The 25,471-nt window shown below is 45.8% G+C and carries 27 protein-coding genes; 12 read left to right on the top strand and 15 right to left on the bottom strand.

Translation table 11 applies throughout. The features are described 5' to 3' along the window. Nucleotides 1-69: 69 nt before the first annotated feature. From FCL48_RS02435 to lptC, 4 genes are read left to right on the top strand one after another with little or no spacing between them, the layout of a single operon-like run. Nucleotides 70-1,725, top strand: a complete 1,656-nt coding sequence (locus FCL48_RS02435; protein ID WP_136870648.1) for a CTP synthase — start codon at nucleotides 70-72, stop codon at nucleotides 1,723-1,725. Nucleotides 1,726-1,731: 6 nt separating this feature from the next. Next, nucleotides 1,732-2,571 (top strand): 3-deoxy-8-phosphooctulonate synthase, encoded by an 840-nt coding sequence (gene kdsA / locus FCL48_RS02430; protein WP_136870647.1) that lies wholly within the window; start codon nucleotides 1,732-1,734, stop codon nucleotides 2,569-2,571. After that, a complete protein-coding gene (locus FCL48_RS02425) occupies nucleotides 2,571-3,209 on the top strand; it encodes an HAD family hydrolase (protein WP_136870646.1) in 639 nt (212 codons plus the stop codon). The genes kdsA and FCL48_RS02425 overlap by 1 nt, the downstream gene beginning before the upstream one ends. After that, nucleotides 3,206-3,787 carry an LPS export ABC transporter periplasmic protein LptC gene (lptC, locus tag FCL48_RS02420; protein ID WP_136870645.1) on the top strand — a complete coding sequence of 194 codons (582 nt, stop codon included), beginning with the start codon at nucleotides 3,206-3,208 and terminating at the stop codon, nucleotides 3,785-3,787. The genes FCL48_RS02425 and lptC overlap by 4 nt, the downstream gene beginning before the upstream one ends. A 2-nt stretch (nucleotides 3,788-3,789) precedes the next feature. Here the strand turns inward: lptC and tsaA are convergent, their stop codons facing one another. Then, entirely contained in the window at nucleotides 3,790-4,512 is a 723-nt protein-coding gene (gene tsaA, locus FCL48_RS02415) for a tRNA (N6-threonylcarbamoyladenosine(37)-N6)-methyltransferase TrmO (RefSeq protein ID WP_240744720.1), read from the bottom strand. 153 nt (nucleotides 4,513-4,665) lie between these two features. On the opposite strand from tsaA, the gene cbiM reads away from it, so the two are divergent. The 7 genes from cbiM to FCL48_RS02380 all read left to right on the top strand — a co-directional run bounded on the left by cbiM (nucleotide 4,666) and on the right by FCL48_RS02380 (nucleotide 10,440). Continuing rightward, entirely contained in the window at nucleotides 4,666-5,268 is a 603-nt protein-coding gene (cbiM, locus tag FCL48_RS02410) for a cobalt transporter CbiM (protein ID WP_136870644.1), read from the top strand. A 1-nt stretch (nucleotide 5,269) separates the two neighbouring features. Next, nucleotides 5,270-5,854: a DUF4198 domain-containing protein gene (locus FCL48_RS02405; RefSeq protein ID WP_136870643.1), complete on the top strand. Its 585-nt coding sequence runs from the start codon at nucleotides 5,270-5,272 to the stop codon at nucleotides 5,852-5,854. Between the two features lie 14 nt (nucleotides 5,855-5,868). Further along, nucleotides 5,869-6,660, top strand: a complete 792-nt coding sequence (locus FCL48_RS02400; protein ID WP_136870844.1) for a DUF4198 domain-containing protein — start codon at nucleotides 5,869-5,871, stop codon at nucleotides 6,658-6,660. Between the two features lie 76 nt (nucleotides 6,661-6,736). Then, nucleotides 6,737-7,486 (top strand): cobalt ECF transporter T component CbiQ, encoded by a 750-nt coding sequence (gene cbiQ, locus FCL48_RS02395; protein WP_136870642.1) that lies wholly within the window; start codon nucleotides 6,737-6,739, stop codon nucleotides 7,484-7,486. A 95-nt stretch (nucleotides 7,487-7,581) separates the two neighbouring features. Next, nucleotides 7,582-8,655: a DUF933 domain-containing protein gene (locus FCL48_RS02390; protein WP_240744718.1), complete on the top strand. Its 1,074-nt coding sequence runs from the start codon at nucleotides 7,582-7,584 to the stop codon at nucleotides 8,653-8,655. Between the two features lie 72 nt (nucleotides 8,656-8,727). Next, nucleotides 8,728-9,444: an energy-coupling factor ABC transporter ATP-binding protein gene (locus FCL48_RS02385; protein WP_136870641.1), complete on the top strand. Its 717-nt coding sequence runs from the start codon at nucleotides 8,728-8,730 to the stop codon at nucleotides 9,442-9,444. Between the two features lie 468 nt (nucleotides 9,445-9,912). Continuing rightward, nucleotides 9,913-10,440, top strand: coding sequence for a hypothetical protein (locus tag FCL48_RS02380; RefSeq protein ID WP_136870640.1), 528 nt, complete (start codon nucleotides 9,913-9,915; stop codon nucleotides 10,438-10,440). 54 nt (nucleotides 10,441-10,494) lie between these two features. Here the strand turns inward: FCL48_RS02380 and FCL48_RS02375 are convergent, their stop codons facing one another. The 10 genes from FCL48_RS02375 to rlmKL all read right to left on the bottom strand — a co-directional run bounded on the left by FCL48_RS02375 (nucleotide 10,495) and on the right by rlmKL (nucleotide 20,054). Beyond that, a complete protein-coding gene (locus FCL48_RS02375) occupies nucleotides 10,495-11,649 on the bottom strand; it encodes a nucleotidyltransferase family protein (protein ID WP_136870639.1) in 1,155 nt (384 codons plus the stop codon). Continuing rightward, nucleotides 11,618-12,493, bottom strand: a complete 876-nt coding sequence (locus tag FCL48_RS02370) for a hypothetical protein (protein ID WP_136870638.1) — start codon at nucleotides 12,491-12,493, stop codon at nucleotides 11,618-11,620. Before FCL48_RS02370 ends, FCL48_RS02375 begins: the two co-directional genes overlap by 32 nt. Next, nucleotides 12,486-12,752: a PqqD family protein gene (locus FCL48_RS02365; protein WP_136870637.1), complete on the bottom strand. Its 267-nt coding sequence runs from the start codon at nucleotides 12,750-12,752 to the stop codon at nucleotides 12,486-12,488. The genes FCL48_RS02370 and FCL48_RS02365 overlap by 8 nt, the downstream gene beginning before the upstream one ends. 82 nt (nucleotides 12,753-12,834) lie before the next feature. Next, the gene (locus tag FCL48_RS02360; RefSeq protein WP_136870636.1) at nucleotides 12,835-13,344 is read right to left on the bottom strand and encodes a PaaI family thioesterase; all 510 of its coding nucleotides are present in this window, start codon (nucleotides 13,342-13,344) and stop codon (nucleotides 12,835-12,837) included. Nucleotides 13,345-13,350: 6 nt separating this feature from the next. Continuing rightward, the gene (locus FCL48_RS02355) at nucleotides 13,351-13,548 is read right to left on the bottom strand and encodes a hypothetical protein (RefSeq protein WP_136870635.1); all 198 of its coding nucleotides are present in this window, start codon (nucleotides 13,546-13,548) and stop codon (nucleotides 13,351-13,353) included. Between the two features lie 31 nt (nucleotides 13,549-13,579). Beyond that, nucleotides 13,580-14,212, bottom strand: coding sequence for a hypothetical protein (locus FCL48_RS02350; RefSeq protein WP_136870634.1), 633 nt, complete (start codon nucleotides 14,210-14,212; stop codon nucleotides 13,580-13,582). After that, entirely contained in the window at nucleotides 14,209-14,784 is a 576-nt protein-coding gene (gene amrA / locus FCL48_RS02345) for an AmmeMemoRadiSam system protein A (protein WP_136870633.1), read from the bottom strand. The genes FCL48_RS02350 and amrA overlap by 4 nt, the downstream gene beginning before the upstream one ends. Further along, entirely contained in the window at nucleotides 14,778-15,812 is a 1,035-nt protein-coding gene (locus FCL48_RS02340) for a 3-oxoacyl-ACP synthase III (RefSeq protein WP_136870632.1), read from the bottom strand. The genes amrA and FCL48_RS02340 overlap by 7 nt, the downstream gene beginning before the upstream one ends. Nucleotides 15,813-15,995: 183 nt before the next feature. Further along, nucleotides 15,996-17,672, bottom strand: coding sequence for a response regulator (locus FCL48_RS02335; protein ID WP_136870631.1), 1,677 nt, complete (start codon nucleotides 17,670-17,672; stop codon nucleotides 15,996-15,998). Nucleotides 17,673-17,915: 243 nt separating this feature from the next. After that, nucleotides 17,916-20,054 carry a bifunctional 23S rRNA (guanine(2069)-N(7))-methyltransferase RlmK/23S rRNA (guanine(2445)-N(2))-methyltransferase RlmL gene (rlmKL, locus tag FCL48_RS02330; protein ID WP_136870630.1) on the bottom strand — a complete coding sequence of 713 codons (2,139 nt, stop codon included), beginning with the start codon at nucleotides 20,052-20,054 and terminating at the stop codon, nucleotides 17,916-17,918. Nucleotides 20,055-20,328: 274 nt separating this feature from the next. Here rlmKL and FCL48_RS02325 point away from each other — a divergent pair, with 274 nt between their 5' ends. Next, entirely contained in the window at nucleotides 20,329-20,964 is a 636-nt protein-coding gene (locus FCL48_RS02325) for an OmpA family protein (protein ID WP_169309044.1), read from the top strand. Between the two features lie 57 nt (nucleotides 20,965-21,021). On the opposite strand, the gene cmk is transcribed toward FCL48_RS02325, so the two are convergent. The 4 genes from cmk to FCL48_RS02305 form a co-directional block, all read right to left on the bottom strand. Then, nucleotides 21,022-21,705 carry a (d)CMP kinase gene (gene cmk / locus FCL48_RS02320; protein WP_136870628.1) on the bottom strand — a complete coding sequence of 228 codons (684 nt, stop codon included), beginning with the start codon at nucleotides 21,703-21,705 and terminating at the stop codon, nucleotides 21,022-21,024. A gap of 82 nt (nucleotides 21,706-21,787) precedes the next feature. Then, complete coding sequence (gatA, locus tag FCL48_RS02315) at nucleotides 21,788-23,245, bottom strand: Asp-tRNA(Asn)/Glu-tRNA(Gln) amidotransferase subunit GatA (RefSeq protein WP_136870627.1); 1,458 nt, start codon at nucleotides 23,243-23,245, stop codon at nucleotides 21,788-21,790. Between the two features lie 70 nt (nucleotides 23,246-23,315). Beyond that, complete coding sequence (gatC, locus tag FCL48_RS02310; protein ID WP_136870626.1) at nucleotides 23,316-23,600, bottom strand: Asp-tRNA(Asn)/Glu-tRNA(Gln) amidotransferase subunit GatC; 285 nt, start codon at nucleotides 23,598-23,600, stop codon at nucleotides 23,316-23,318. An 18-nt stretch (nucleotides 23,601-23,618) separates the two neighbouring features. After that, complete coding sequence (locus tag FCL48_RS02305) at nucleotides 23,619-24,725, bottom strand: HD domain-containing phosphohydrolase (protein WP_240744717.1); 1,107 nt, start codon at nucleotides 24,723-24,725, stop codon at nucleotides 23,619-23,621. Nucleotides 24,726-25,471: the final 746 nt, after the last annotated feature.

The raw sequence follows: 25,471 nt of genomic DNA, 5'->3' as shown, positions 1-25,471 counted from the left end.
GTTATTTTTTTCCCTCTGGAAGTATATTTTCTATTTCAAATTCCATGGACCATTGCTATAGTGCCCACCATGAAAAAGACAAATAACACCAAACGAACCAAGTTTATTTTTGTAACAGGTGGCGTTCTCTCCTCACTGGGGAAAGGCCTGGCTTCTGCAGCGATTGGAGCTCTTCTTGAAAGTAGAGGTCTCACTGTAACCTTCCAGAAACTGGACCCTTATATCAACGTTGATCCTGGTACCATGAATCCCTTCCAGCATGGTGAAGTATACGTCACAGACGACGGTGCTGAAACCGATCTGGATATGGGTCACTACGAGCGCTACACCAATGCGGTCATGGCCCAAAAAAACAACTACACCTCCGGACGAATATACTATTCCGTCATTCAAAAGGAACGACGGGGAGAATATCTTGGCGGTACAGTCCAGGTTATCCCCCATATCACCGATGAAATAAAGGCAGCCGTCAGACAGCTTGACGGAACAGTCGATGTCGCGATAATTGAAATAGGTGGAACCGTCGGTGATATTGAAGGACTTCCTTTTATTGAAGCCATTCGCCAACTTCGGGGTGACCTCGGCCGTGAGTACACTCTTTTTATTCACCTCACCCTGGTACCATATATTAAAACTGCGGGTGAAGTAAAAACCAAACCAACCCAGCACTCCGTAAGAGAACTGCGGGCAGATGGTATTCAACCTGATATTTTAGTTTGTCGTACCGAAGTCCCTCTTGAAAGCTCTTTAAAAGATAAGATCGCTCTTTTTTGTAACGTTCCAAAAGATGCCGTCATTACCGCGATCGATGTCGACACGATTTACGAACTCCCCCTGCACCTGCACAAAGAAGGTTTAGACACAAAGATCCTCGAACTACTCAACATATGGACGGGGCAACCAAACATTACCCAGTGGGAAAAACTGGTTCACAATATCCAGAACCCTAAAAATGAAGTCACCATCGCCATTACTGGAAAATATGTCGATCTGACCGAATCCTATAAAAGCCTGCATGAAGCCCTGGTTCATGGAGGGCTTGCCAATGGCACCAAGGTTAATCTTACCTATATCAGTGCTGAGGACCTTGAGTCCAAAAATGTTGCAAATCTTCTCGATTCCTGTGATGGAATTCTTGTGCCGGGTGGTTTTGGTGTACGGGGCGTGGAAGGAAAAATTAAAGCCATCAACTATGCCCGTCTCAACAAAATTCCTTTTTTTGGTATTTGTCTTGGTATGCAGCTTGCCGTGGTTGAATTCACCCGGGATATGCTGGGTCTTGCCAAAGCCAACTCCATTGAAATGGATGAAAAGACACCGGATCCTGTCATCTATCTCATTAAAGAGTGGTACGATTACCGAACACAGGAAATACAGCATCGTGACCAAGATTCTGATTTAGGCGGAACCCTGCGCCTTGGAGCCTATCCATGTCTCCTCAAAGAAGGTACCAACGCGTACAAGGCCTATCAGGCAGATGAGATCAGTGAGAGACATCGCCATCGCTTTGAATTCAACAACGACTATCGTCAACGACTGGAAGAAAAAGGCCTGGTTATTTCCGGAACATCTCCAGACAATAACCTGGTCGAAATTATAGAGATTGAAGATCACCCATGGTTTTTGGGTTGTCAATTCCATCCTGAGTTCAAATCCAAGCCAATGAAGCCACATCCTCTTTTTCGAGACTTCATCAGTGCAGCTCTGAAACACAAAGAGAGATAGACGCTCATGACAAATATTGCAGTCAACATAGATACGCCTGCCGGTCCACCAATTACCGTTGGAACAGACCAACCGCTGCTTCTCATTGGCGGCCCCTGTGCGCTTGAGTCGGAAGAGCTGGCCCGCACTGTTGCCGGGAAAATGATAGAGATCTGTGCAAGACTGGGAATCTCTTATGTTTTCAAGGCATCTTTTGATAAAGCCAACAGAACCTCTCTCAGCTCCTACCGGGGGCCTGGACTGAAGGATGGTCTGGCAACCCTTGCAAGAATTCGTAAAGATCTTGGGGTACCCGTCATCTCTGACGTCCACGACATCAGCCAGGTACCTGCAGCAGCTGAGGTTCTTGACATTATCCAGATTCCTGCATTTCTCTGTCGTCAAACCGACCTGCTGGTAGCAGCAGCAGAGACGGGCAAACCCGTGAACGTGAAAAAAGGGCAGTTTGTCTCACCCTGGGATATGAAAAATGCGGTGAACAAACTACGCGCTGCAGGGAGTACAAAGACCATGCTGGTTGAACGTGGTGCCTGCTTTGGTTATAACAACCTGGTTGTTGATATGCGCTCGTTGCCGGTTATGCGTTCTCTTGGCTGTCCGGTGATCTTTGATGCCACCCACTCGGTACAACTTCCAGGTGGGGCTGGCGGCGCGTCCAGCGGTCAACGTGAATTTATTGCACCACTGACCAGGGCCGCTGTAGCCGTTGGCATTGATGGTCTTTTTATGGAAATCCACCCAAACCCCGACAAGGCCCTTTGTGATGGCCCAAATTCTATTCCCTTAGATGAGGTCGAAGCACTCCTGCAGCGGCTAGTTCGCATCCGTGAGGCCACCTGTTCGTAATGCCTGGAAACTGTTCCGACTCCCCGGAAGGTTATCCTTCTGACTGTCAGGTTCTGGAAGGATACCGGACAAGGGTCAGGGAAAAACAGATTATGGAAAAAAGCCCCGACTACCAGCGTGCGCTGGCTAAAGCAAAAGAGATCCGACTCCTGCTCCTTGATGTGGATGGGGTACTCACCGATGGAACCCTCCTCTACACCGACAGTACTGCTGAAAGCAAGGCTTTCAACACTCAGGATGGTTTTGGTCTTCGCCTTCTTCTGGATGCTGGTATTGATGTCGGAATCATTACTGCCCGTAAATCCGAAGTTGTGGCAAGAAGAGCAAGAGAATTGAAAATGACCTACGTTTACCAGGGCATGGGTAATAAAAACGAGGCATTCAAAGAGATCATGAAAAGTTCCGGCTTTAAACCCTATGAGATTGCCTATATGGGGGATGACTGGCTCGATCTTGTCCTGCTGGTACAGGTGGGTCTTGCTTTAACTCCTGCCAATGGGGTACCCGAGGTAAAAGAGGTAGCCCATTTTATCACAGAACGGCAAGGCGGTCACGGTGCCGTTCGTGATGCTTGTAACCTTATTCTTAATGCGAAAGGTCTCACCGGGCAACTCCTGCAATCCTATAAGAGCAGATGAAACTTAACCGCAACATTATCTGGATCATTCCACTTTTTTTCATCATCACCTACCCTCTCTGGTCCATCCCCGTAGGTAATTTTCTCACACCAAGGGGTGGTTTTGACCCCGATATTAAACATCCACCGCCGAAAAACGCACAAAACTTTACCCTTGATAAAGTCAAAATTACTCAAAATCAAAACGGTAAAAAAACTGCATTTATTGTCGCAGACAAGGCCAGAACAGGCGATGTTCCTGACCTCCTGTTCATGGATAACGTGGATGCAGATATCTTTGATGAGGCGGGAAATATAACAAAAATTGTTGCCAAAAATGGTGAGTACAACACCGTTACAAAATTACTCACTCTCATCAATGACGTTGTTGTCAACAAAACTCAGGAGAAACAGTTTTTATATACAGATCTTCTCCATTACGACAACGAAAAACGAACCGTTCATTGCCCTGGCCCAACGCGTCTGGTAGCGGAAGGCGCCATCATTAACGGGGGACGGCTGAACTACGATATAAAAACCCAGACCTACGTCATTGATAAAAGAGTCCACTGTATTCTCGATGGTTTCATCAAACCATAACTCTATTTTGATTTGATTTTCTCACAGCTCTCCACCAAATAACTGCAATCAACAACAGACCAGCGAATATTCACATCCCAAAGTAGCATTCCAAATTGTGCTTTGCCGTTTTTCTGTGTCGCAGGGCGCGGGTCCTGACGAATCATCTGTTCAATGAGGATACGGATATTTCTCGCCGTTTCCTTCTCATAAGTCTTGCAGAAATCAAGGGCCTGGGAAGAGAAAGTTACAACCACTTCCGGTACCTCCCCTTTTGCATAACCGCACTCAGCTGTAACAATACTGTCACTGTAAGGCACATATGGTTTGATATCGATCACAGGGGTCTGATCAAGAAGGTCTACCCCGGAGAGGCGAAGAAAACATCCCTGTTTTCCTTTCACAACACCTTCGAGCCGTACGACTGAGAGTCCAAGATGATTGGGTCTGTGGGGGCTTCTAGTGGCAAATACCCCGATCCTTTTTTTTCCACCGAGCCACGGTGGCCGAACGGTATGTTTCCACCCTTCAGCGACACATCCATGGAAAAGAAAATGAATCCACACATGGGAAAACTGCTCAAGTCCCCGGGTCATTTCCTCGCGGTTATAGGGGGCAAACAGCTCAAGCTCGGCGGTTGCCGCAGAGACCATTCCAGGTTGTCTGGGGATTCCAAATTTTTCAGTAAAACAGGAGTGAATGAGCCCAATGGGGTGAACATCAATCATCTTATCGTTTTTATTCATTATATTTCCATACGCTATTACCACACCCCACCCGTAATACTTTATAAAAAAAAGTGTTACAAGTGCATTGACACGCCGTTTGGATCACGGTAAGGTAACACAAACATGTAAATCGTGTTACATTAATTCTTATCATAACAGAACTGGATAATTATGCATATCTCTGAAGGTGTACTTAGCTCCCCTGTACTGTTTACTGGCGGTGCCATTACCGCAGTTGGCACAGCTGTTGGCCTGAAGAGTCTTGATTATGATAAGATAATGACCGTGGCCATGCTGACCGCAACATTTTTTGTCGCCTCTCTCATCCACGTCCCCATCGGACCTGGGAATGTTCATCTCATCCTGGGTGGCCTGATGGGAATTGTGCTTGGATGGGGCTGTTTTCCGGCTATTCTCACCGCCCTTTTTCTCCAGGCCATATTCTTCCATTACGGGGGCCTCACCGTCATCGGGGTCAACACGAGCACCATGGCCCTGCCCGCACTGTTCTGCTACTACATTTTTCGTCCATGGATTAAAAATAATGGTAACAAGAGAAAGATTGCCGCCTTCTGCTGCGGTTTCTTCTCAATACTCTTTTCTTCACTTATCATGGCACTCGCTTTGGCCACAACCGACACAGGATTTCTTGGAGTTGCCAAACTGGTGATCGCAGCCCATCTGCCACTTATGGTGATAGAAGGTATTATCACTATGTTTACTGTCCTGTTTTTGAGCAAAGTACAACCAGAGTTTCTCGGCATAGGAGATTGATATGCAAGCAAGAACACTAATAACCGCTTTAGTTTTTGCCATCTTCCTCTCAGCGCATCCTTGTCTTGCCCATAAAGTCAGAATCTTTGCCTGGAATGAGGGGGACACTATCCACACAGAATCCAAGTTCAGTGGAGGAAAGCCGGCGCAACATGCTACAATCACTGTAATAGACAGCAATACTGGTTCTGAATTGCTCAATGGTGAAACAGATGCACAAGGGCTCTTCCAGTTCCCTTTTCCTGATTCCGATACAACCATCAAGGCCCTGGATATTATCGTCAACAGTGGTGACGGCCATAAAAACAGCTGGCATTTCGAACGCGAGCCATCCTCTGAAAAACAAATCATCAGCACTGTTGAAAACAGCGTCCCAGAGCCCCAATCCTTACCTACTCCACCGTACAATGAAGAGCAACTCACCCGCCTCATGGAAAGAGTGCTCGAAGAAAAGCTTGCTCCCATCCGTCGACAACTTGCAGAAAATGAAGAACGGTCTCCAGGTATTCAGGATATTCTTGGAGGTGTCGGATATATCCTGGGTCTTGCGGGAATTGCTGCCTATATGAAATCAAAAAAGAGATAAGGAGAGCCATGAAAATGAAAGTTTTTCCACAACTAAACCACCTTGCGCTAGCTCTAGTTTTTTGCTTTGTTGTCAGTGCACCTGTGCAGGCACATTTTGGCATGATCATCTCGGATTATCCTATCATCAGCCAGGAAAACAAGGAGGCAGCCTTAACCCTGAGTTTTGCCCACCCTTTTGAAAACCATACCATGGAGCTGGTCAAGCCCAAGACGTTCTTTGTCGTTGTAAACGGAGAACAACAAGACCTTACAGGCACCTTGAAAGAGATACAGCTCAACAATCACAAGGCCTGGAGTACATCCTTTTCCTTTCAACGTCCAGGAGTGTATCAGTTTATCATGGAGCCCCAGCCATATTGGGAGCCCAGCGAAGATCTCTCCATTATTCACTATACCAAAACCATTATTCCAGCATACGGAGATGATGAGGGCTGGGACACTCCTGCAGGACTGCCAACAGAAATCATCCCTCTACTGCGCCCTTTTGGCAACTATGCAGGTAACAGTTTTACAGGGCAGGTTCTGGTCAAGGGAATACCTGCAGCAAATGCTGAGGTGGAGGTAGAGTACTACAATCCCGCCAATACCTATAAAGCGCCCACAGATTATCATGTTACCCAGCTTGTCAAAACCGATGCAAACGGTGTGTTCAGTTTTACCTGTCCTCTTGCCGGTTGGTGGGGGTTCGCTGCCTTGACTGAAGCGGATTACACCATCAAAAATCCTCAGGGTGAAGAAAAAGGCGTTGAACTTGGTGCCGTTCTCTGGACCTATTTTCATTCTATTGACCAAACAACAAACTGATTGAGCACTTGGAAAGAGATAACCGTTCTGTATCTCCTGCTCAGCGACGACTCATTTATTCATTGGGAGAGCCACTATGATGGATGAAGATTTTGCACAGGGAACGTCTTTGCTTCATCACATTGATTCAAGAATAAAAATAGTCGTCGCGTTTTTCCTGGTAGGGATAATAGCCGTTACCGATAATTTCACCGTAATCGCGCTGGCACTGGCTGTTAGCCTGGTCCTCCTCACAGTTGCCCGCTTACCTGTCACCCTTGTTGCCAAACGACTCGTTGCGGCCAACAGCTTTATCTTCTTTCTGTGGCTTACACTGCCTCTGACCTATGGAGGGGAACTTGTCTATCAGACAAGTCTGTTTTCCATCAGCCATGAAGGGATCATCCTTTCCGCCCTGATCACCCTGAAAACCAATACCATTGTCCTTACTATCATAGCTTTGCTTGCAACCTCCACCATAGCAAGCCTGGGGCATGCCCTGGAAGGTTTACGCCTTCCGGGCAGGCTCTGTTTCCTGCTGCTTTTTTCCTATCGCTATATCTTTGTTATCCATCAGGAATACCTGAGACTTTCACGTGCGGCAAAGATGCGCTGCTTCCAACCGGCCACAAATATCCACACCTACAAAACCGTTGCATATCTCTTTGGAATGACACTGGTTAAAAGTTATAACCGTGGTGCACGCATACATCAGGCAATGCTCCTGAGGGGTTTTAACGGTCATCTCATCCCACTTACAAGCCATAGAATGAACCGTAATGATATTGTTTTTCTTTTTATGGGCCTCACGGCCTCGGCAGCTCTCGTTTTTCTCCACTTTACCTAATCTCCAGCATATGGTACTTCCACAGTACACGGTAACGAATAAGTTATACGTGTGATACCACTATTTCGTTTCCCCATAAGCCACTTTCGAGGTTGATGATGAAAATTGGAATTATTGGTCTTCCCCAGGCCGGAAAAAAAACTCTCTTTCAGGTTCTTACCGGCAATGAAATCCAGGACCGTGGAGGCAGCCCCAAGGCCCTGCCGGGATCAGCCGACATCCAGGATCTGCGCTTTGATAAACTGGTTTCCATGTACCAGCCAGCAAAACAGGCAAGAGCCCGGATCGATTTGATGTTGTTGCCCAAAATGGAAAAAGAAAATATCGCCAAAGGTGATATTTTCAGCGATATCGCCGATGTTGACGGTCTCTGTCATGTTGTACGTGCCTTTGAAGATGACAGTATCTACCATTCTGAAGGTTCCCTTGACCCGATGCGCGACGTAGAAATGGTCTATGCCGAACTGATCATGCACGACCAGATCTTTGTGGAAAAGAGGATAGAGCGGCTTGAAAAAGCTATCAAAAAGATCAAGGACGAAAAGCAGGAAAAGGAACTGGTCCTGATGAAAAAGTTCCAGGAGCACCTGGAAAATGAACTTCCCTTGCGCCTGTTAGACCTCACAGATGAAGAGCGTAATCTTATCCTCAGTTACCCATTCATCACCCTCAAAGAGCTCATCATCGCATTTAATGTTTCTGAGGACATGCTGGGCGACACCAGTCTGCTTGCAGATGCACGCCCCTTTTGCGAGAGACAGAAGGTCGAAGCGATGCTTGTCTGCGCCCAGGTTGAATCAGAAATTGCTCTTTTAGACTCAGAGGAAGAAAGGCAGGAGTTTTTAGCAGACCTCGGTATCGAAACACCCGCTCTTACTATAATGACCGGACTCTGCCTCAAGGCACTAGGCCTTATCTCCTTTTTTACCGTCGGAAGCGATGAAGTGAAACAATGGCTGGTGAAAAAAAACTCCGTCGCCCCGGTTGCAGCCGGTGTCATTCACTCTGACCTGCAACGTGGATTTATCAGGGCTGAACAGATGAGCTACGCCGAACTCATGGAGTTTGGTGGGGAGGCCGAGTTGAAAAAAGCCGGAAAAACCTACCTACAGGGTAAAGATTATATTGTGGCAGACGGCGACATTCTCAATATTCGCTTTAAGGTATAGCTGTCGCGTGCCACCCGTCCTGCATTGAGATAAAAGCCTGCAGATAAATACAAGATACAACAACGGAAGACCATGCTAGAACTTCGTAATGTCAGTTACACCTACCCGCAGGCAAAAAGTCCGATATTACACAATCTCTCTTTTTGTGTGGAAAATGAACATGCCGGTATAATTGGTCCGAACGGCTGCGGCAAAACCACCTTGCTTCACCTCATGGTCGGACTGCTCAAGCCGACAGAAGGTGAATTGTTCTTCCAGGGTGAACCGGTAACCACGAAACTCGACATGTACAACCTGCGGCGGCAGGTCGGTTTTCTGTTCCAAAGCTCTGATGATCAACTCTTTTCACCAACAGTCATCGAAGATGTCGCCTTTGGGCCGCTTAATCTCGGTTTTGCTCCTGCTGAAGCGCGGGCAATTGCGGAAAACACTCTCAAAAATCTTGGCTTGACAGGCTTTGAAGATCGTATCACCCACAAACTCTCCGGTGGTGAAAAAAAACTCGTGGCACTGGCCACCATACTTGCCATGCGTCCCAAAATACTTCTATTAGACGAGCCAACCAATAACCTTGACCCAAAAACCACCAGCCGTTTAATTGAAATTCTACAAAATCTTGAGCTCCGTCAGGTGATAATATCCCACGACTGGGATTTTCTCAGCCATACCACCACAACTCTCTACAAAATTGATCACGGCCATATCCATAAATGTGAAGAAGGTCATATCCATGTCCATCGTCATATCCATAAGGCAGGAGATCATCCACATGTGCATAATCTCAAGTAACAATATTATGACTATCGTCCTCAGGTCAGTCCTCCACCGTTTAGGTTTATGAAATTATTGAAATTTATCTCAAATTAACAGACATTCTAAAAATCTTCGTGGTGTATGAGATCAAACTGTTCTCCTGTTTAACCTAACTACAAAAAAATGTAACAAAATAGCTGGGCTCTCAATCGTTCGAACGAATATTGACAGATAACCTATCACTTAAAAAGTGCTAAATTTATGCCATTCTCTCGGATTTTATTATATTTTCAACAGTAATTTTCGTCACTTTCTACCACAAAATCACCTTTTTTTACGTTTCTCCTTGATATATCAACAAAAAAAAATTTAAATATGGTTATTAACAGAATAAATGTTTCGTACAATGTCGAAATGTTTAATCAGAGACGCTTCGTGAATGAAGTAAAAGCTTGGGGGGGGGAACAATCCAAGCTCCTAAAAATCATTTCAAGGACTATCTACATGCCATCTACAAATGAGCACAACATTGGGTATGCTTCGAAAAAGCATGACCGAAGAAAAGTTTTAAAAAAGATGACTATAGGTGCAGGAGTCATGGCTGGCTACAGCCTTCTCCCTGAAAAATGGACAACTCCGATAATTGGTCAAATTGCACTTCCAGCCCATGCAACAACAAGCGGAACAACGGCTATAGATGCAACAGATGTTACTTCGGGTACTTACAATACAACAGAAACATTCAGTCTCAGCAAATCACCCGACGACAGACGCTACACCTGGCTCAGCAAAACAGGGTCTGCTTATGGTGGCGAAATCAAATTTGTCTTCGATGGTGGAGATGAACTGGTAGTACCAGACGCCTCAGTTACCCACGGTGCGGACGGTAGCACCAGTAATCATTATCAGGCTTACTACTTTTGCGGTACTGATTTTGCCCCCGGCACTCCAGAGTACAACGGCAAACTGGCGTCGGTGTTTGCCGCTCCTGGCAGTTCAGCTTCCTCTGTAACACTTCACTACAACAAATAGGTTTGCTGTATTTGTTCTAAAATAAAGATTCTGTTGTTATCGACAGAATCTTTATCACCTTCCTTTACTCCCTTCTTCGTTTTTTTCCTTCATCGACTTTCTTATATATATTTTCACCCAGCGGAGCAGGTGAAGGGGATGGCTCACAATTCTGTACCAGAATAAGGAAAAAACCCTTGTATTCTTACCATAATACAGCATCGTCCACCACTGGCCAGGATATACAGTTTTGAAAAAAACATTCATAAATTCAGGTCTTGCAATTCCAGATAAGGTACAGAGGGGCCATCCGCTGTATGGCTCCCCAACATCCGAGATTCTCCTCTTTGTTTTGAAGGATTTTTTCAACAGCACATCATTATTCCAGGGTGTTATGTAATGAAAAAGAGGTAAAGCATTGAGCAGACGGGGATAACGTCCGGCTAACGTATCCCAGTTGATTTCAGACAATCTGTTTTCCACTACAGTCACGATATCGGCAACCGAAATCAACCTGTAAGGTTCATAGGTCAGAGGTGCCCGGAAGCCATGTTGAAAAAGATGCCACAGCATATCTTCGTCGGCCAAGGTAAAAGCCTCAGTATCACCAACCTCAAATCTTTTCCTGTTCTGATAGAGCCCCTCAAAGTCCAGCTGTTGGTAATAGGGTGGATCATCGGGAAAAAGTCCATGGTGGAGTTCAACACAGATTCGCATCCCTTCACGGTTTTTAAATAGTGGTGGAAGATGATAATAATCTTCTGGAAGTGGGTCGTCGCCGGAATGAAAACCAGTGGTCACCAACAGTGAATGGGCGCGGCCTACATCCTCTTTTGCAAGGAGAAGATCAATATCTCGCATGGGCCGTAAACCGATGTCTGGGTAGACCGTCTGGCAAAGAGCTGCCCCTTTGAGAACAAGACAGCGAATCCCATTGGATTCAAGCACAGGCAGGATCTCCTGCAAACAACCCATTAACAGAGAATTTGCCTGCTTATGGCGAAGCTTGAGCAACCGGAGACCTCGGATAAAATCACCCGGAAGATCGGCTTGTATCCGGGTCAGGTGCATATAGAGAAGCGGAGCCATGCCATGATGCTCGGCAGTGAAAAGCAGTTGATCCCAGTGCGTAAAACCTTTACACAGCCGGGCCAGTTCCTGCTCCTGAAAGTAATGTGATTCTCCCCTGGCACAGAGGTTAAGAAGGGATGTTGTTCTGTGATCGTTCATGGAAAAATTCAGGAAAGGCGTTGTTCAAGGCTTCATACAGCACGTCAAAGCTGCTGTACTTTAAGCGATAGATCGGGGTGGTTCTTGCTATACCAGCCAGGCGTTCTACGCCGTGATCCTTAAAATTCCTGGCATTTACATAACACTCCATCAATTGTGCACACCCCAATGCACCGCCTATGCGAGTTATTTCCGTCATCGAACCTGCAACATATTGTGGAAAAATGATAAGCGCTAAAGGAGGAGTCACCTGAATAAAGTGTGGATTCATCAAGCGGTGGGCAAGCATGATGCCACCCGGTCCAGCCACGGCACTCTCTTTATTAAAATCGACAAATGATTTCAATACCTTTAAGGAACCCGCCTTTAATGAAACGGGCCTTGTAAAAGGAATTATTTTCGGATTTGTACCTTGTAACAAAACCAGCTCATCCGTCAGATACCTCCATCCTCTGGACACCAGCCACGCGGTCAGAGTGCTTTTCCCGGAGCCACTCTTTCCAGGCAGTAATATACCGCCTTGTCCCGAATGAACAGCCCCCGCGTGAATGGCCAGCCCATCCTTTAAATCGACGATACATTGATAAATTATTTCATTTATCAAGGCGTAAGCCAACTCGTAACAATCATCTCCACAGTATAGTCGTCTCTCTTCACAGCCCAGCGTAAACCTTGAGTGAGCATAATCTACCTCAAGATCATAAACTGAACGTGGATTGTTCGACGTGTTATTTGGAAGATCACCACAAAGGAATTCAATCAGCTCTCGTGAATCACTGCCCTGCCAGTTAATTTTGATATTCTGCTCAGCAAAACCGACATGAAAACTCCCTGTATTATGCATTGTCTTTCAAGAGTGCATCACTTGCAGCAAGGGAGGTTACGGCTGTAAGGACATCTTTTCGAATCTCATTTCTCTGCTCCGGATATTCTTTTTCGAGAAATGTGATAATTTCTTCTATTGAAGTACCACTTTCACACATCTTCCAAACCAGATAAGCGGTTTGATTCAGATATATTCCTGTGGCATTGGATACGGTATACAGGAGAATTTCATTATCAAATTCTTCCACCTTAAATTCAGGATTTACTCTATAATTCATCGCGCATTAGACGGGTTATTTACTATTAACTGTTTAATATCATTAAAACTATACAACAAACCACCATAAGTTATATCGTCCATCAGGGAAGATCGACAAAATCAGGATCATCACCCTTGGGAAGCACCCTCCATTCCTCACCTTCGTGATCAAAATCGGCAATCTTGTCGATATCCATCTTCAGATATTTTCCCTGCGCTGTGACTGCAACGCTGCCATCAGCCAGAATAATCTCACCCTCGGCCAGAAAATACCTGCTTTTTTCTGAAACTACTCTCGCCAGAACCCGTACTTCTTCGTTGAGAGGTACGGGTTTTCGAAATTTCATTGAAAAATCAATGGTAACACCCCAGATATCCTCTGAGCCTTTCACCATGATAACGCGGCCAATTGTCTCATCAAGTATAGTGGCAGCGATGCCTCCGTGCAGTCGGCCCGGGTAGCTCTGGTGTTCTTCTGCCGGTTTGAAAATGGCCATTAACCGGCCATCCTCCAATTCATAAAAATTACTCTTTAAGCCAAAGTTATTCGCCACTCCGCAGACAAAACACATCTTCGAATTGGGTTGTTTTTTTATAATTTTCAACCGCATACACAGCTACCTTCTGTTGAGGTTACATTCCCGGGTAAGCTCTATGGCCTTATCAAGTTGATGGAAGAACCGGTTAATCTCTTTGGTTTCACCTTCCTGGGTCGCCAAATGTTCATACATGGCAAAGAGTTTTGTCAGAACGTGTACGGCCTCTTCATCGTCTATCTCACCCAGGGCTTCCCATATTTCATTTTGTGTCCGCATATTTCTTCTCCTGCCTCAGATCTCAAAGGGGCTACCCATTATTTTCCTCACCACAACCAAAAGATAACTCCGGCGGCCCTTTCACAAGCATTTCCGCTATGGTCAGTTTAACCTTTGGGTGAAGATGCCTTTTCATGTGGAGAAGTTTATTTTCCAGCAGTGCCAGACGTCGAAGCAGAGGGGTCCGCTCAACAGGCCTTACAGTATCTTTCATCCCTTGTTTTTCCACTATCTCCTGGCAGACAAAGCATCCAGGAAAGTGCATGGATTGACCATCCGGCCGAGTTATTTTTGCCGGAACCCCATGGGTTCTGCAGACAAGCAGCCGGTGTTTATAGAGCTGGCAAAGGCCATCCTTATTGACAGGACACATGACCTGGGGTCTTTGACCCGATAGCTGAGCCTGTTCGCAGGCTTCCAGATATTTTTTTGCCCTGTCAACGAGGGCTTCCTGCTCTTTTTCTGCAAGCCCCCTCACCCCTTCCCAGAGGTATGCCCACTCTGCATAGGTGTGATGAAGAAAATAGGAATCACAACAGTTATCCGGGCAGCCTGTACAGCTAAAGTTCAATTCATCTGCGACCCGTTCGTACTCTTTTTGCAGCTCGGCGTAAATATCTTCTAAATCTCCGATTTCATTCAGAGAAAGTCTTAATTCCTTCATAGTTTTTCCTCTGAAAAACTCTCTACCTGATAGGTTTCAATGGATATCTCATCTGTTATCCAGCACTCTTTTGGCAGACCAGCCTTCAGACACAGATGTGCTAAAAAGAGCGAGGGGTCTGTAAGCTGCTCCCACACCTGGGGTAAGAAGGTTGCACTCTGCCTCCCTTTTTTTAAAATCACACCATCAATACCCGGCCGCAATTTTTCCAGCAGATCAGCACCACCCGTGTGACGAAGCTCGACTGCTGGAGTAAGTACTGACACCTCTATTTTTACCTGCCCCAACTCTTTTACAGTAAGAGGAGAAAAACGCTGGTCATCAAAGGCCGCGTGTAGCGCGTTGTCGCTGACGCCCTGCCATAGCGGGCCAACAGGCACCAAGTTACCGATACATCCCCGCAGTTTTCCTGCAAGGGTCAAGGTGACGAACACCGCCCTTTGCTGCAGTAAATCAGGATCGTTTGGCACCGCCACAGGACTTCCACCAGAAAATTTATGCACAAGTGTTTCCCGTGCAAGCCGAAGGAGAACGGCTCCCTGTTCGTTGGTGAGATGAGTTTTATTTACCATTCTACCCCCAGCATCATACAGTTTATCCCGCTGCCAATCCCAAGCAGTGCTCCTTTTTGTCCCGGGGTGTATACCTGTTGCTCCATGGCCATTGCCATGGTGATAGGCGCGGAAACTGAGCCGACGTTCCCCAGAATTGCGAGGGTTTCAAAATTTTTATCAGGAGATAAACCAAGGTTTTCAAAGAGAAGTCTGGCGTGGGCGGATCCCACCTGATGGCAAAAATACCGATCTATATCCTCTCTCCCCCAACCCTTCTTCGCCGAAAACCGCGTCCAAGTGCTCTGAGCAGTTTCAACGCCCCGGTGCAGCAGTTCCTCAGAATTTGTTGCCATCAGGGTTGAGTTACTCTCTTTCCCCCCATGACAGAGATCACTATGGCTTGTGTTGGCCTGCCAGGCTCCGTGAACCAAACGTACCCCGTCTTCTGAACCCTTTGTTTTTCGCATAAAAAGACCCACTGATCCAGAACCTATGGTAAGCGATGCAAAGGCTGGTTTGATGGATTTGCGGCTGAGTGTCGGGTCGCTCAGCAATGTAACAAGAGTTGACTCGAGTAGGTCTTCTGCTGTTTCTCCAGAAACAATAAGACCATTGCTAACCTGACCAAGTTCAATCATATTGGCCAGCATCACCATGCCGTCCAAAAAACCCAGACAGGCATTGGAAATATCAAAGATGAGCGCAGACTGTGGTAAGCCAAGATTATTGTGAACAAATGAGGCGGTGGCCGGCTCCATCATATCCCTTGAAACCGAGGTGAAAATAAGACAATCAATTTCTTTGGCATTGACGCCCGCCTTTTCAAGCACCCTTCTGCCTGCCATGGTGGCCGCATGACTGGGCTGTGTCCCCGGGTGCCAGAGTCTGCGCTGTTTGATACCACTCATCAATTCCAGGCGTCCCGCTGGCAGGTGCAGCCGCTCATAGACGGGTGCCAACCTTTTTTCAATATCTTCTGAGGTTATGGTGCGAGGTGGTAATTCATAACCAAATGTATCAAGACATACTTGGGAATAATGTATCATCGAAAATCTTACGTTTTTTACTTATCTTTTTTAAGAAGCACTGTCCTGCCCCTCAATCTTTATGATGTGCAATGGCTGTAAAAACACCCCGGCTGCGATGTGATAACAAAATCACAACTGCTGAAAGTCTGCTGTCGTGATCCATAAATCGCGAAAAGCTTTACTTCCCGAATGGTTATAGGGTCACCCGTTGAGATGCTGTAAGACCTTTTCCCTGGTAGCTGGCCGGGTAATCACCCCGTCAAAATCATTTCCAGCATCTGTCTCAGCTGTTTCAGTAAGGTTTAAAATTTTTGCCCGTTGTCCTGTGTATTGCTCAAGCTGGCGGATCGTTTTCGCAGCCTCTCTTCCTTGAAGCTCAGGACTGGTGGTGTCCAGGATGATAAGATCAAAATGCGTCAGAGACGCCTCATACATCGCCGATCGCCAGGTTTCTGCAATAGTCACCTGCCATCCTGATTCAATGAGGCTGCGGACAAAAACATTCTGGCTTTCAATATTACTGTCCACCACAAGGGCCCTGTTTGTAAGGTGTTGTTGTAATACCTCTAATATCTCTTTTCGGACCAGAGGTTTGGTGAGATAGTCGTCCATTCCGGCCTGGAGACATTTTTCTCTGTCTCCCACCATTGCATGGGCGGTGAGAGCCACAATGGGAATATGCCCCCCATGGGCATGCTCGTAAGATCGAATCCGTCTGGTTGCCTCAAGCCCGTCCATACCCTCCATCTGGATATCCATCAGGACAAACTGATATTTGCCGCTGCAGGCCTCTTCCACCGCCTCTTCGCCACTTGCAACCGAAAAGACATCAACCCCCAGCTGAACCAGAACCGTTTCAATAAGAACACGATTTATGTATTCATCTTCTGCGAGCAGAACCTTGGCACCCCGCAGGGCATAGGTTGCTTCTTCTTTAATGTTTTCAACTGTTTCCGAGGTCTGCTCCTCAAGAAACGAGATATCAGCAACCTCTTTGTACGGAAGGATAAACCAGAACCGGGTTCCTCGCTTGCCACTTTCAACACCGATCTCCCCTCCCATAAGCTTCACAAGCTGAGAGGTGATGGTCAGCCCAAGTCCCGTGGTGCCAATGGACAACGGCATGGCGACATGAGGCTTGAGCTCCTGCTTAAAGTAGTAGTTGATCTGCTCGAGTTTTTCTGCTGCAATGCCACAGCCTGTATCCTGTACCGTGAATTTCAGACGCAGATTGTTGTCTCCATCGTAACCATGGTTTTGAATAGCAATCGAAACACTCCCCTTGTCGGTGAATTTGATCGCATTATTAACAATATTGGTCACAATCTGAACCAGGCGCCCCTCATCGCCATGGACATGGGTGGGAACATCGGCATCGACTGTGCATGTGAAGGAAAGATCCTTGTCCTGGGCCGCCTGGCTCATCACATAGAGATCATGATCAAGACTCTCTTTAAGGTTGAAATCCTCGGCTAGAAACTCAATCTCTCCGGTTTCAATTCTTGAAAAATCAAGTATCTCATTGACCACAACGAGCAGCCTGTCTACAGAGGAGCCGACCATCTCCAGATAGAGTCGCTGGTCCGGTGAGAGCTCGGTTTCAAGCACAAGATCCGTCATCCCGACGATCCCACTCATCGAGGAACGGATTTCATGGCTCACATTCTCTAAAAACACCGACTTTACCCGGCTGGAAAGTTCAGCTCTTTTGAGGCCAGCCTCACATTCCAGACGATCAGCCTCGCAGAGCTGGGCACTTCGATTGCCAATAATTGCCTGTAGAGCTCTTTTTTTCAGCAGTTTATTGGTACGTTTTTGTTCAACCAGTTCCGCCTCTAACTGTTGTATTCGTTTTTCTAACTTTTCTCGATCAGACACAAAACCCTCCAGTCGCTGTTGGTTGCCACAATCAGCCGTTCACCAGTTGATGAGGTTAAACTGCTATGATTATTTCAGAAAAACAATATATATGGTCTGTAGCAGTGTAAAAACTATTGCCGCTTCTGTCTACAAGAGTCTTGGTTCAGTGGCAATCTACTCAATTTTTGTTCGACAAGCACGAGCTGTGTGCAGCCTCATTTTTTAAATCCCGCTGAACTCAATATGAGTGCCCGTTGTACACTACCAGATTCTTTCTTTATGTCTGATTTCCCAACACCTGTGGATTTTCTTATTTCTGGAAAAATCAAAGGGAATTGTCTGAGCTGTTATTTCCTTTACTTCATACCTTTCCACTACCGTATCATCGAGCTGAAATTTTCTAAAATTTGTGGAAAAAATCAACAGTCCTTCTGTGTCCAGTCGTGCCATGGCGAGATCTATCAGACGCTGATGATCTTTTTGAACATCAAAAACACGATTGTCTTTTTTGGTATTTGAAAAGGTCGGCGGATCAACAAAAATAAGATCAAACTTGGAATGGGCAGCCCCCAGCCATTCAAGACAGTCACCCTGTTCCACCTTGTGTTTCACCTCGGAAAATCCGTTTACGGCAAGATTTAACCTGGCCCAGTCAAGATAGGTGGAAGAAAGGTCAACGGTGGTGGTACTCGCAGCCCCTCCCATGGCGGCCTGGACTGTCGCTGCACCGGTATAGGCAAAAAGGTTGAGGAACCGTTTACCTTTTGCCTCTGAGTATATTTTCTGCCGAACAGGTCGGTGATCTAAAAACAGACCGGTATCAAGGTAGTCTGTAAAATTGACCAGCAGGGAACATGCTCCTTCCCTCACCTCATACAGCTTTTTTTTGCTATCTTTCTTCTCGTACTGACGGGTGCCTTTTTGCCGCTCTCTTCTTTTGACAAAGATCCGGTTGGAACGAACGCCAAGAACATCACGGATCACCTCCAGTCCATGGCGCAGACGACTCGCGGCCAGTTCTTCGTCAACGGTCTTTGGTGCTGCGTACTCCTGAACATGGATCCACTTGGAATACAAATCAATACTAAAATTATAATCGGGTAAATCACTGTGGTAGATTCGGTAACAACTGACCTTCTCCCGCTCCGCCCATTTCTGCATTTTTTTCATGTTTTTCAGCAGGCGGTTGGCAAACTCCCCCTTTTCCGCTGTTTCAACTTCACCAAGACGCCACTCAAATTCAGGTTCTGCATCAGCGTGAACCTCACCGATAAGCAGTCTGCAAGGGATCGAGCCGTTATAGAGTCTGTATTTTTTTTCCCAGGCAAAAGTAAAACTATCGGTCAAGTCAGGATTGGAGATGAATGCTCCGAGACGCCAACCCACAAAACGTTCTTTGGCAATGCGGCCATAGGCACGGTAAAGACGGGCGACATACTCGGTTTCCGACAAACGCTCCCCATAGGGAAGATTGGATAAAACCATGCCCTTACTGCTTGGCGGCTGCAAAAAAGCTAGTTCCGCCTGTCTGATTTGTATATAATCCTCCAGACCCGCCTGTTTTATATTCTTTTTGGCCGCACTCACGGCAACATGATCAGAATCATAACCGATAATAACAGGCCATTTTTTGAGCAGTCCGGCATCCTCTCTTTCCATGGCCTCGTCAACGAGGTGACGCCAGAGTTGATCATTGTGACCTGCCCATTCGTAAAAGCCAAAATAATTTCGACTGAGACCCGGTGCCGAGTCTCCAAACATCATGGCTGCCTCAATAAGCAGGGTGCCGCTGCCACACATGGGATCGATAAGATCTCCCCCTTCTTTCGGCCACCCGGAAAGAGCAACAATGGCAGCTCCCAGGGTTTCTTTTAATGGGGCTATGGTTCCTTTTGCCCGATAGCCCCGTCTGTGCAGACTCTCTCCAGACAGGTCAATAAAGAGTGTTGCCTCACTTCCTTCAAGATGGAGCTGGAACTGTACACCGGGCTTATCCCCGCGAACAGATGGGCGTTCACCCAGGCTGTCCCGGAACGAGTCAACCAGAGCGTCTTTTACTTTTAATGCCGCAAATTTACTGTGGTTGATTGGAGATTTTCCACTGATGGTACAGTTTATTGCAAACGAAGTTTTGACATTCATGTGCTCCTGCCAGCACACCTTTTTTGCCTTTTGATACAAGGTTTCTTCATTTTCAACGGGAAATGATGATATTTTAAGCAGGATACGGGAGGAAAAACGCGACCAGAGACAACAGCGGTAGGCTGTTTCCAAATCACTCTCCCAACTCACAACCCCCTGTCCCACTTCTATGTTTTTCCCACCAAATTGAGTAATTTCCTCTTGAACCAGAGACTCGACCCCGGTGGCGCAGGTTGCAACTACATTGTACATTTTCATATATTATACCTTTCACCTTATTTTGATGGATAACTGCCAACCATACTAACAGGTGATTATATACAGTCATTTGGAATACTGTTTATGAGTCGCGGCTGTCAGACATAAAACCTGCAGCCAAAAAACAAATGTTTCTTACCGTTTTCTCTACGTTTCTTCTTGACCTCTACAACAATCAGACTAAATTAGATATTAATTTTGTCCCACTGTTACTTATATAAAAAAAACTGCGTCTACGATACTATAAATGCGTTTATCAACCACAGGAGCCCCAATGAAGAGAAAAATTTTAACAACGCTTGTTTTGGCATGTACCATCACCTCATTTTTTCTCGTTTCTGGTTGTAGCAAAAAAAATGTTGTCCCGCCCGACGTGGGCGGTGATGGATCGTCTATGTCGGGTGGTAATGATATTAATTATCCACTGGCTGGAGGAGGTTTTTCAGAAGACAACCTGCCTGCAGAAGGAAGGCTTGACGACTCCACATACGGTTCCGCAGGTCAAAGCGGATTAAACGACCCAAGACACAACGCGGACCAACAATCCGATGAGTACAAAAGAGCCAATGGAAGATGTTCTCCCGGTCTTTTTCCTATCTATTTTGAATTTGACCAGGCTGGTGTCGGCTCTTCAATGACCGAGATCCTCATTAAAAATGCAGACTTTCTCAACTCTATGCCCAACTCACATGTTGTCATCGAAGGTAACTCAGACGAAAGGGGAACCAACGAATATAACCTGGCACTTGGAGAAAGAAGAGCGATCAACACCCAGCAGTACCTGATCAACCTGGGCGTTGACCCAGCTCGTATGAGAACCGTATCATTTGGAGAAGAAAGACCTCTTTTCCATGGCCAGGATGAAGATTCCTACAGTCATAACCGTCGGGTTGATTTTGGTTTAGAATAAGAAAAAGGGCCCAGAGCAAAAGCTCTGGGCCCTTTTCGGTTGAAGACATAACAGCTCTTATCTTTCTTTTTTTATCTTTTTTAGAATCAGTGACACGACCTCATCAACACTGATTTCTGTGGTATCAATTCTCACCGCATCTGCTGCCTGCATCAGGGGAGCTATCTGCCGCTCACTGTCATTTTTATCCCTTGTACGAGTCATAGCAAGAATCTCATTCAAGTCGGCATCAACCCCTTTGGCTTTGAGTTGACTAAAACGTCTTCTGGCCCTTTCCTCAGCTTTTGCATCAAGAAAAAATTTATATGCCGCATCCGGAAATACCACGGTTCCCATATCCCTACCCTCAGCTACAATGCCACCTTTCTCACCATAGTTTCTCTGTATCGTTGTAAGATAGTCCCTTACAACAGGCAAAGCCGAGACATTGGAGGCGACCATCGCCATTTCAGGAGTGCGGATTGCATCACTGACATCTCTGGTATTGACCAGAACCCCCACGTCACAGTTCTTGTCAAAAGCCGGAAGTAACTGCAGGTCAAGTGTTGCCAAAAGTCTTTTGATCGCACTGGAATCAGTCAGGTCAACCCCCTGTTCCTGCAAAAAAAGACCGACCCCACGATACATGGCTCCGGTGTCAAGATAGGTAAAGCCCGTGGCGGCGGCCACCATCCTACTCACGGTCGATTTACCAACCCCAGCAGGGCCATCTATGGTGATTATTTGCTGTTTATCAGACATAAGAAAATTCTTCCTCAACCCCTCAATTCATTGTATCCGCAATGTCCAACATAGCTACGGGAAAAATTATCCTCTGAAGCACTTATATATCCAGTTTCCTCGGTTGAAGTTGTAGTGCCTGTTCCAGATTAAAACCAATTTTGAATAGTTTGTCTTCAGTGAAATGGGCACCCTGTAGCTGCACGCCAACAGGAAGACCGGCCTGGGTAAAACCACCGGGAATTGACATACCCGGAATCCCTGCAAGATTTGCAGAAATTGTGAGTATATCAGACATATATACCGCAAGTGGATCATCGGTATTTTCCCCCATTTTCCAGGCAGCCATTGGAGTGACCGGAGAAATGAGAGCGTCACAGCTCTCAAAGGCCTTTTTAAAATCATTGAGGATAAGCGTTCTCACCTGGGAGGCTTTTTTATAATACGCATCATAATAGCCTGATGACAGCGCATAGGTGCCTATTAGAATCCGCCGTTTTACTTCCTCCCCGAAGCCTAATGACCGGGTCTCTTTATACATCTCAAGAAGGCTCTGGGTATTTTCCTTTCGATAGCCGTAAAGTGCCCCATCATAGCGGGCGAGGTTGGAACTCGCCTCTGAAGAAGCGATAAGATAGTAGACCGCCACACAATATTCGGTGTGAGGCAGTGAAATCTCGACTATTTCAGCCCCTTTTTCTTTGAGGACACCGATCGCATTGTTAATAACAGCCTCAACTTCGCTATCAAGACCTTCTGTGAAATATTCCTTGGGTACCCCTAATTTCATACCTTCTAATCCGGCAGTAAGAGACGCTGTGTAATCGGGTACTTCTCTCTTAACAGAGGTGGAATCCATGAAATCATGACCGGCAATCACCTTCATTACCCTCGCACAATCCTCAACCGTTCTGCTTAATGGCCCTATCTGGTCAAGGGATGAGGCAAAAGCCGTGAGACCGAAGCGGGAAACCCGGCCATAGGTGGGTTTCATACCCACAACACCACAAAGAGATGCGGGTTGTCTGATCGATCCGCCAGTGTCTGAACCAAGGGAGGCAACACACTCAAAGGAGGCAACTGAAGCCGCTGAGCCTCCAGATGATCCTCCGGCTACATAGCCTTTTTTATACGGATTTTGCGGAACTCCGAAACAGCAGGTTTCTGAAGTTGATCCCATGGCAAATTCGTCCATGGTGACTTTCCCAAGAATAACACCACCGGCTTCTTTTATTTTTCTCACCACGGTTGCATCATAGGGAGGAATAAAATTTTCCAGCATTCTGGAACCACAGGTCATTTTTAGATTTTTTGCACAAAGAAGATCTTTGAGTGATACCGGAATCCCGCATAATTCTCCAACCTTACCCTGTTTTCTGTTCTTATCCGCCTGTTCAGCCTGCCCAAGAGCACCCTCCCGGTCAACGGTGATAAAAGCCGAGACGTTTTGATCAATAGCCTCAATTCTATCGAGATAGCTCCGGGTAAGCTCAACGCTGGTAAGTTCGCCGGCCGCCATTTTTTCCAGAGCCTCTGAGAGGGATAATTCGTAGAGTTTCATGTACACCTCAAAAAAAAGCGGACACCTCAGTGTCCGATTCATAATTCAAAATAAAAATGATAAAGAGTCGCTAAATAATTTTTGGAACCTGAAAAAACTCACTATTATGCTCTGGTCCGTTTTTGAGAGCATCTTCCTGGGAAAGAGATTCTTTCACCAGATCTTCACGAAAGGCATTACTCACAGAAAATACATGAGTGGTCGCTTTTACATCCGTGGTGTCGAGTTCACCCAGCTTATCCACGTAGGAAAGAATGGTGTCAAGCTGACCTGTCATTGTTTCAAGTTCCTCTGCAGACAGATTCAGTCGAGCCAGGTTTGCAACATGTTCAACTTCTTTTTTACTAATTTTCATTTAGGTAACTGTATAAAATTAATTATTATTCTGATAAAAAGCATCCATGTATTCAGGGTTGAAATAGTTCTTGCCAGGAGTGAAATTTACAACAGAACGGGAAAAATAGTCCACCATTGTTTTATCAAACTGTGTTCCACTGCATTTATCAAGTTCTTCTAATGCCTGTTCCATGGACATATTGGTTCGGTAGTTTCTTCTTGATGTCATTGCATCATAACTATCTACCACGATAATAATTTTAGTCAAATCATCAAGTTTATCCCCTGTCAGCCCATCCGGATATCCTTTGCCGTCCATTCTTTCATGATGATGACGGATGATAAACTGTTCCCGGCTCATAAACCCCAGAGGTTTAATGATGTTTGCTCCAACACTCGGGTGCTTGCGAATCAACAACCATTCTTCCTCCGTCAATTTACCTGGTTTCTGGATGCAGGAAAGATCTATGACCAGCTTACCTATGTCATGAAATTGGGCCGCTCTTCTTAAAATCGTTATTTCACTTTCAGGTAGGTCCATGGCGTTACCGAGCAAAAGAGCATATTCCGTAACGCGCATTGTGTGCCCTGCCGTATAGAAATCCTTTTCCTCCATGGCGTTCTGGAGGCTTGTCATCAGTTGTACCGTCGCTTTTTCAAGGCTGTTACTGTAAGTAATTAAGAGTTCGTTCTGTTTTTCCAGCTGAGCCGCTTTCACCCTGACATCATCCTCCAGGGCAAGTTTATACTCCCTTTCCTGGAGCACATACATTCTTTTTTCCATAGCTCTTCGAATTTTAACATTAAAGATATCGAGATCTTCTATGGGTTTTGTTAAAAAATCGTAGGCACCGAGATTAATCGCCTTTACCGCATAATCCATTGAACCCGCACCTGTTAGAAAAAGAACAGGTATATCATAATTGAGATCATTGAGTTTTTTCATGGTCTCAAAACCATCCATTTCTGGCATGTTTATATCGAGAATAACCACATCATAGGTGTCATCTATCGCCTGTAGAACACCATATCCGTCTGCTGCTGTCTCCACCGTGTAGCCAAACATTTTTAAGATTTTTGAGATAGTCGTGCGGACCATAACATCATCGTCGGCTATGAGTATTTTTTTCGGTTCTTTTGTCACTGCAATTCTCCGGAGTTTGCTGTCTTTGAAAGGCAAAGATATTTCATCTCTTAACATTCCAATATGTTTTTGCCACTTCTTTTACCCTTTTAATAGCGGAATGGGGTGACTGCCCGCTTTATAAAATACGGTACATTTTATCATCTGAAAATAAGGGAAAAACGTGTATAGAGTCTGATCTCTGCAAATTAACCAAATAGCGTAAAACACCTTCATTTGCAGGTGTTGCAGCCTAACCACCTTCAAGATTCATTAATAACCTGCCATGATCAGGGTAATACCCATCAAATTCAACTGATACAAGAATCATCAGAAGCTTATTCCGATGGAAAACCTTTCCACCATGCTATTTGAATAGTTGCATATTCAATATTTCCGCGGCCTCCTGGATGAAGGATGTTAAGGGTGTATCCCTCTCCCCACCCCAAAATCTGTGAGACCTGTTGCACCAGAAAACCAAGAGAAATTTTTCTAACGAATAAAAAGACACTTCTGTTCCCTTACCGTGATGCACTTGCCAGTTAAATATTAGTATCTTTTTAAGGCCAATATTTTATTATCTGTCCGGGCATTTAACATGGTCAAACCCCAATTCATGTTCTTTAATTCGCCCGTTGGTATACCAAGGAAACCGGAATACGGACCTTGATAAAGATCATTATTAAAAATATAGTTCTACACTTGGTCTTTTAAATGCTCTGCGCTGTATGTGTAAACTCCATGCAACTTGCCAAGTGCAGATACAT

The organism is Desulforhopalus sp. IMCC35007 (genome assembly GCF_005116575.1).
GTDB lineage: Bacteria > Desulfobacterota > Desulfobulbia > Desulfobulbales > Desulfocapsaceae > Desulforhopalus_A.
The sequence above is the reverse complement of the archived record's forward strand: the minus strand, read 5'-3'. Positions and strand labels throughout refer to the sequence as shown.

Bases quoted from the DNA above. Each gene is read 5' to 3' on its own strand.
- FCL48_RS02435 (WP_136870648.1), top strand. From the start codon at position 70: ATGAAAAAGACAAATAACACCAAACGAACCAAGTTTATTTTTGTAACA.
- FCL48_RS02350 (WP_136870634.1), bottom strand. From the start codon at position 14,212: ATGAAGGAATTAAGACTTTCTCTGAATGAAATCGGAGATTTAGAAGAT.
- FCL48_RS02360 (WP_136870636.1), bottom strand. From the start codon at position 13,344: ATGCGGTTGAAAATTATAAAAAAACAACCCAATTCGAAGATGTGTTTT.
- FCL48_RS02375 (WP_136870639.1), bottom strand. From the start codon at position 11,649: ATGAACGATCACAGAACAACATCCCTTCTTAACCTCTGTGCCAGGGGA.
- FCL48_RS02390 (WP_240744718.1), top strand. From the start codon at position 7,582: ATGATGAAAATTGGAATTATTGGTCTTCCCCAGGCCGGAAAAAAAACT.
- FCL48_RS02380 (WP_136870640.1), top strand. From the start codon at position 9,913: ATGCCATCTACAAATGAGCACAACATTGGGTATGCTTCGAAAAAGCAT.
- rlmKL (WP_136870630.1), bottom strand. From the start codon at position 20,054: ATGAAAATGTACAATGTAGTTGCAACCTGCGCCACCGGGGTCGAGTCT.
- FCL48_RS02400 (WP_136870844.1), top strand. From the start codon at position 5,869: ATGAAAGTTTTTCCACAACTAAACCACCTTGCGCTAGCTCTAGTTTTT.
- kdsA (WP_136870647.1), top strand. From the start codon at position 1,732: ATGACAAATATTGCAGTCAACATAGATACGCCTGCCGGTCCACCAATT.
- cbiQ (WP_136870642.1), top strand. From the start codon at position 6,737: ATGATGGATGAAGATTTTGCACAGGGAACGTCTTTGCTTCATCACATT.
- tsaA (WP_240744720.1), bottom strand. From the start codon at position 4,512: ATGAATAAAAACGATAAGATGATTGATGTTCACCCCATTGGGCTCATT.
- FCL48_RS02365 (WP_136870637.1), bottom strand. From the start codon at position 12,752: ATGAATTATAGAGTAAATCCTGAATTTAAGGTGGAAGAATTTGATAAT.
- FCL48_RS02385 (WP_136870641.1), top strand. From the start codon at position 8,728: ATGCTAGAACTTCGTAATGTCAGTTACACCTACCCGCAGGCAAAAAGT.
- gatC (WP_136870626.1), bottom strand. From the start codon at position 23,600: ATGAAAATTAGTAAAAAAGAAGTTGAACATGTTGCAAACCTGGCTCGA.
- amrA (WP_136870633.1), bottom strand. From the start codon at position 14,784: ATGGTAAATAAAACTCATCTCACCAACGAACAGGGAGCCGTTCTCCTT.
- cmk (WP_136870628.1), bottom strand. From the start codon at position 21,705: ATGTCTGATAAACAGCAAATAATCACCATAGATGGCCCTGCTGGGGTT.
- FCL48_RS02325 (WP_169309044.1), top strand. From the start codon at position 20,329: ATGAAGAGAAAAATTTTAACAACGCTTGTTTTGGCATGTACCATCACC.
- FCL48_RS02425 (WP_136870646.1), top strand. From the start codon at position 2,571: ATGCCTGGAAACTGTTCCGACTCCCCGGAAGGTTATCCTTCTGACTGT.
- FCL48_RS02405 (WP_136870643.1), top strand. From the start codon at position 5,270: ATGCAAGCAAGAACACTAATAACCGCTTTAGTTTTTGCCATCTTCCTC.
- FCL48_RS02370 (WP_136870638.1), bottom strand. From the start codon at position 12,493: ATGCATAATACAGGGAGTTTTCATGTCGGTTTTGCTGAGCAGAATATC.
- lptC (WP_136870645.1), top strand. From the start codon at position 3,206: ATGAAACTTAACCGCAACATTATCTGGATCATTCCACTTTTTTTCATC.
- cbiM (WP_136870644.1), top strand. From the start codon at position 4,666: ATGCATATCTCTGAAGGTGTACTTAGCTCCCCTGTACTGTTTACTGGC.
- FCL48_RS02355 (WP_136870635.1), bottom strand. From the start codon at position 13,548: ATGCGGACACAAAATGAAATATGGGAAGCCCTGGGTGAGATAGACGAT.
- gatA (WP_136870627.1), bottom strand. From the start codon at position 23,245: ATGAAACTCTACGAATTATCCCTCTCAGAGGCTCTGGAAAAAATGGCG.
- FCL48_RS02340 (WP_136870632.1), bottom strand. From the start codon at position 15,812: ATGATACATTATTCCCAAGTATGTCTTGATACATTTGGTTATGAATTA.